Source organism: Allorhizocola rhizosphaerae, from assembly GCF_003426775.1.
Classification (GTDB): Bacteria; Actinomycetota; Actinomycetes; order Mycobacteriales; family Micromonosporaceae; genus Allorhizocola; species Allorhizocola rhizosphaerae.
This window is the reverse complement of the sequence record NZ_QJUG01000355.1, coordinates 1-5,599: the sequence shown is the minus strand read 5'-3', so window position 1 is coordinate 5,599 and position 5,599 is coordinate 1. Positions and strand designations below refer to the sequence as shown.

Below are 5,599 nucleotides of genomic sequence, written 5' to 3'. Positions count from 1 at the left end.
TGGTGTGTGTTTGTTTTTTGAGAACTTAACAGGGTGCTTGTTTATGCCAGTGCCAAAGTTTTTGTTTGGTTTTTGACCCCTTTGTTGGGTTGATTCCTTTGGTATGAATGTTTTCATGCCAGGATTTTTCGGATTCTTTGTTGGAGAGTTTGATCCTGGCTCAGGACGAACGCTGGCGGCGTGCTTAACACATGCAAGTCGAACGGAAAGGCCCCTTCGGGGGTGCTCGAGTGGCGAACGGGTGAGTAACACGTGAGTAACCTGCCCCAATCTTTGGGATAACCTTCGGAAACGGGGGCTAATACCGGATATTCCCTTCTGGTCGCATGGCTGGTGGGGGAAAGTTTTTCGGGTTGGGTTGGGCTCGCGGCCTATCAGCTTGTTGGTGGGGTGATGGCTTACCAAGGCTTTGACGGGTAGCCGGCCTGAGAGGGCGACCGGCCACACTGGGACTGAGACACGGCCCAGACTCCTACGGGAGGCAGCAGTGGGGAATATTGCACAATGGACGGAAGTCTGATGCAGCGACGCCGCGTGGGGGATGACGGCCTTCGGGTTGTAAACCCCTTTCGTCAGGGACGAAGCCTTTTGGGGTGACGGTACCTGGAGAAGAAGCGCCGGCCAACTACGTGCCAGCAGCCGCGGTAAGACGTAGGGCGCGAGCGTTGTCCGGATTTATTGGGCGTAAAGAGCTCGTAGGCGGTCCATTGCGTCTGCCGTGAAAACCTGCAGCTTAACTGTGGGCTTGCGGTTGATACGGGTGGGCTGGAGTTCGGTAGGGGAGACTGGAATTCCTGGTGTAGCGGTGAAATGCGCAGATATCAGGAGGAACACCGGTGGCGAAGGCGGGTCTCTGGGCCGATACTGACGCTGAGGAGCGAAAGCGTGGGGAGCGAACAGGATTAGATACCCTGGTAGTCCACGCTGTAAACGTTGGGCGCTAGGTGTGGGGGGCCTCTCCGGTTTCCTGCGCCGTAGCTAACGCATTAAGCGCCCCGCCTGGGGAGTACGGCCGCAAGGCTAAAACTCAAAGGAATTGACGGGGGCCCGCACAAGCGGCGGAGCATGCGGATTAATTCGATGCGACGCGAAGAACCTTACCTGGGTTTGACATCGCCGGTAATCCCACAGAGATGTGGGGTCCTTCGGGGCCGGTGACAGGTGGTGCATGGCTGTCGTCAGCTCGTGTCGTGAGATGTTGGGTTAAGTCCCGCAACGAGCGCAACCCTCGTTCCATGTTGCCAGCGGGTTATGCCGGGGACTCATGGGAGACTGCCGGGGTCAACTCGGAGGAAGGTGGGGATGACGTCAAGTCATCATGCCCCTTATGTCCAGGGCTTCACGCATGCTACAATGGCCGGTACAATGGGCTGCGATACTGTGAGGTGGAGCGAATCCCAAAAAGCCGGTCTCAGTTCGGATCGGGGTCTGCAACTCGACCCCGTGAAGTCGGAGTCGCTAGTAATCGCAGATCAGCAACGCTGCGGTGAATACGTTCCCGGGCCTTGTACACACCGCCCGTCACGTCACGAAAGTCGGCAACACCCGAAGCCCATGGCCCAACCCCGTGAGGGGAGGGAGTGGTCGAAGGTGGGGCTGGCGATTGGGACGAAGTCGTAACAAGGTAGCCGTACCGGAAGGTGCGGCTGGATCACCTCCTTTCTAAGGAGCAACCCCGCCACCCCTTTTTGGGGGTGGTCGATGGGGACCCAGCCCGTGACGAGTGTTCGCGGGTGGGGCTCATTTGGCGGAGACGCTGGCATAGTCGCTTCGGGGTTTGCAGCCGTGGCATTGAGTACTGTCGCTCATTTCGGTGGGTGTCGTGGAAAGGTGTGGTTGTGGGTTTCCGGGGGTTGGACGTGGCGGACGGCAGTCTGTGGCAGGCACCCTGTTAGGTCCTGAAAAAACAAGCCCGCATGTTCGGGGTTTGGGTTTTCGGGCCGGAGCTCTTTTGTGGGTTGCGGTTTTTCTGATTGCGCCTTGGTGTGGCAAACGGTCGCTGTTGTGGTGGCAGGTGTTGCGCGTGGTGGGTGTGGTTGGTTGTTGGTTGAGATGTGCATAGTGGACGCGAGCATCTTGTTTTCTGCGTGAGAGTTTTTTGTGCCGGCTGGCTTGCATGTCCTTGTTCGGGCCTTTTTTGGTTTGGGTGGGGGTGTGTGGGTTGGTTGGTGTGGTCGTCTTGGTTTGTTGAAGTTGTGTAGGGCAGATGGTGGATGCCTTGGTACCAGGGGCCGATGAAGGACGTGGGAGGCTGCGATAGGCCTGGGGGAGCTGCCAACCGAGCTGTGATCCCAGGGTGTCCGAATGGGGTAACCCGGCACGAGTCATGTCGTGTCACCCGCACCTGAATGCATAGGGTGTTGGGAGGGAACGCCGGGAAGTGAAACATCTCAGTACCGGCTGGAAGAGAAAACAATAGTGATTCCGTGAGTAGTGGCGAGCGAAAGCGGATTGATGCCTAAACTGTGTGGGCGTGATACCTGTCAGGGGTTTCCCGCATGGGGTCGTGAGGCTGTCCTTGGTCAAACTGACATTTGGCCCGGAAGTGACAAAGTTTGGGGTTAGGCGAACCGGAGTGAGTGCCGGACCGTAGAGGGTGAGAGTCCTGTAGCTGAAAGTCCCAGACCTTCCGTGGATGGTTCTCGAGTAGCCACGAACTCCTGTAATTTGTGGTGAATTTGCCAGGACCACCTGGTAAGGCTGAATACTTCCTGGTGACCGATAGCGGATGAGTACCGTGAGGGAATGGTGAAAAGTACCCCGGGAGGGGAGTGAAATAGTACCTGAAACCGTCTGCCTGCAATCCGTCAGAGCCTAGAACACTCCTTTTGGGGTTATGGTGATGGCGTGCCTTTTGAAGAATGAGCCTGCGAGTTAGTGGTGTGTGGCGAGGTTAACCCGGGTGGGGTAGCCGTAGCGAAAGCGAGTCTGAATAGGGCGTTTGAGTCGCATGCTCTAGACCCGAAGCGGGGTGATCTAGCCATGGGCAGGCTGAAGCGGCTGTAAGAGGTCGTGGAGGGCCGAACCCACCAACGTTGAAAAGTTGGGGGATGATCTGTGGTTAGGGGTGAAAGGCCAATCAAACTCCGTGATAGCTGGTTCTCCCCGAAATGCATTTAGGTGCAGCGTTGCGTGTTTCTTGCCGGAGGTAGAGCTACTGGATGGCCTAGGGGCCCTACCAGGTTACCGAAGTCAGCTAAACTCCGAATGCCGGTAAGTGAGAGCGTGGCAGTGAGACTGCGGGGGATAAGCTTCGTAGTCGAGAGGGAAACAGCCCAGATCGCCGGCTAAGGCCCCTAAGCGTGTGCTAAGTGGGAAAGGATGTGGGATCGCATAGACAACCAGGAGGTTGGCTTAGAAGCAGCCATCCTTGAAAGAGTGCGTAATAGCTCACTGGTCAAGTGGTTCCGCGCCGACAATGTAGCGGGGCTCAAGCACACCGCCGAAGCCGCGGCATTCCAGCGTGTATCTGGCGGTATGGGTTTCCATGTCGTCTAGGTGTTGGGATGGGTAGGGGAGCGTCCTGTCACCGGTGAAGCAGCAGCGTGAGCTAGCTGTGGAGGTGGTGGGAGTGAGAATGCAGGCATGAGTAGCGCATGCAGGGTGAGAAACCCTGCCGCCGGATGACCAAGGGTTCCAGAGTCAAGCTTATCTGCTCTGGGTGAGTCGGGGCCTAAGGCGAGGCCGAGAGGCGTAGTCGATGGATAACGGGTTGATATTCCCGTACCCGCAAAGCAACGCCCACGCCGAACACCTTTCTACTAACCGCCTCCGGCGGGGGATTCCTTTCGGGGATGATCTTGTTGGGGCCGGGACCTGAGGGGTTTGTAGGTGAGTGATGGGGTGACGCAGGAAGGTAGTCGGTCCCAGGCGGTGGTTGTCCTGGGGTAAGCGTGTAGCCCGCCGTGCAGGTAAATCCGTGCGGCTGCCCTTCGAGGGCGGGGGTGAGGCGTGATGCCGAGCCGTATCAGGTGAAGCCGATGATCCTATGCTGCCGAGAAAAGCCTCTAGCGATGTTGCGCGCGGCCCGTACCCGAAACCGACACAGGTGGTCAGGTAGAGAATACCAAGGCGATCGGGTGAACTGTGGTTAAGGAACTCGGCAAATTGCCCCCGTAACTTAGGGAGAAGGGGGGCCACTGCTGGTGAACGCCCTTTGCGGTGGGAGCTGGTGGTGGTCGCAGAGAGCGGGGGGAAGCGACTGTTTACTAAAAACACAGGTCCATGCCAAGTCGTAAGACGCTGTATATGGACTGACGCCTGCCCGGTGCTGGAACGTTAAAAGGACCCGTTAGCTGCCCTTGTGGTGGCGAGGCGGAGAATTGAAGCGCCAGTAAACGGCGGTGGTAACTATAACCATCCTAAGGTAGCGAAATTCCTTGTCGGGTAAGTTCCGACCTGCACGAATGGCGTAACGACTTCCCCACTGTCTCAACCACAGGCCCGGCGAAATTGCAGTACGAGTAAAGATGCTCGTTACGCGCGGCAGGACGGAAAGACCCCGGGACCTTCACTATAGCTTGACATTGGTGCTTGAATCCGATTGTGTAGGATAGGTGGGAGCCTGTGAAGTGGCCACGCCAGTGGTTGTGGAGGCAGCGTTGAAATACCACTCTGTCGAATTCGGGTATCTAACCATGGCCCCTGATCGGGGTTTGGGACAGTGTCTGGTGGGTAGTTTAACTGGGGCGGTTGCCTCCTAAAAGGTAACGGAGGCGCCCAAAGGTTCCCTCAGCCTGGTTGGCAATCAGGTGTTGAGTGTAAGTGCACAAGGGGGCTTGACTGTGAGACTGACAGGTCGAGCAGGGACGAAAGTCGGGACTAGTGACCCGGCACCGGCGTGTGGAAGCGGTGTCGCTCAACGGATAAAAGGTACCCCGGGGATAACAGGCTGATCTTCCCCAAGAGTCCATATCGACGGGATGGTTTGGCACCTCGATGTCGGCTCGTCGCATCCTGGGGCTGGAGTAGGTCCCAAGGGTTGGGCTGTTCGCCCATTAAAGCGGTACGCGAGCTGGGTTTAGAACGTCGTGAGACAGTTCGGTCCCTATCCGCCGCGCGCGTAGGAGTCTTGAGAAGGGCTGTCCCTAGTACGAGAGGACCGGGACGGACGAACCTCTAGTGTGCCAGTTGTTCCGCCAGGGGCATGGCTGGTTAGCCACGTTCGGAAGGGATAACCGCTGAAAGCATCTAAGCGGGAAGCCTGCTTCAAGACCAGGACTCCCACCCATGCAGTGATGTGTGGGGTAAGGCCCCCGCCGAGAACAGCGGGTTGACAGGCCAGAAATGTAAGCCCTGTAAGGGGTTCAGTTGACTGGTGCTGATAGGCCGAGGACTTCAACACACACACGAGACACACACATGTACAGCACGGATCGCTGTCGCGTGAAAACCTTTTTTGCTCGCGTTCACCATGCGCATCACAGCCTGCAAACAACCCACCATGATGTTGTGGTTGTTGTGTGGTTGATGGTGTTACGGCGGTTATGGCGGAGGGGAAACGCCCGGAAACATTCCGAACCCGGAAGCTAAGCCCTCCAGCGCCGATGGTACTGCACCCGGCAGGGTGTGGGAGAGTAGGACACCGCCGGACAAACAT

3 rRNA genes are annotated in these 5,599 nt (G+C 57.5%); all 3 read left to right on the top strand.

What is annotated here, in order from left to right:
* Positions 1-137: 137 nt before the first annotated feature.
* The 3 genes from DM816_RS39815 to rrf all read left to right on the top strand — a co-directional run bounded on the left by DM816_RS39815 (position 138) and on the right by rrf (position 5,593).
* A 16S ribosomal RNA gene (locus DM816_RS39815) occupies positions 138-1,662 on the top strand.
* 524 nt (positions 1,663-2,186) lie between these two features.
* Positions 2,187-5,344: ribosomal RNA gene (locus tag DM816_RS39810) — 23S ribosomal RNA — on the top strand.
* 132 nt (positions 5,345-5,476) lie between these two features.
* A 5S ribosomal RNA gene (rrf, locus tag DM816_RS39805) occupies positions 5,477-5,593 on the top strand.
* The 16S, 23S and 5S rRNA genes sit together here, the layout of an rRNA operon.
* The last annotated feature ends 6 nt before the right edge of the window (positions 5,594-5,599 follow it).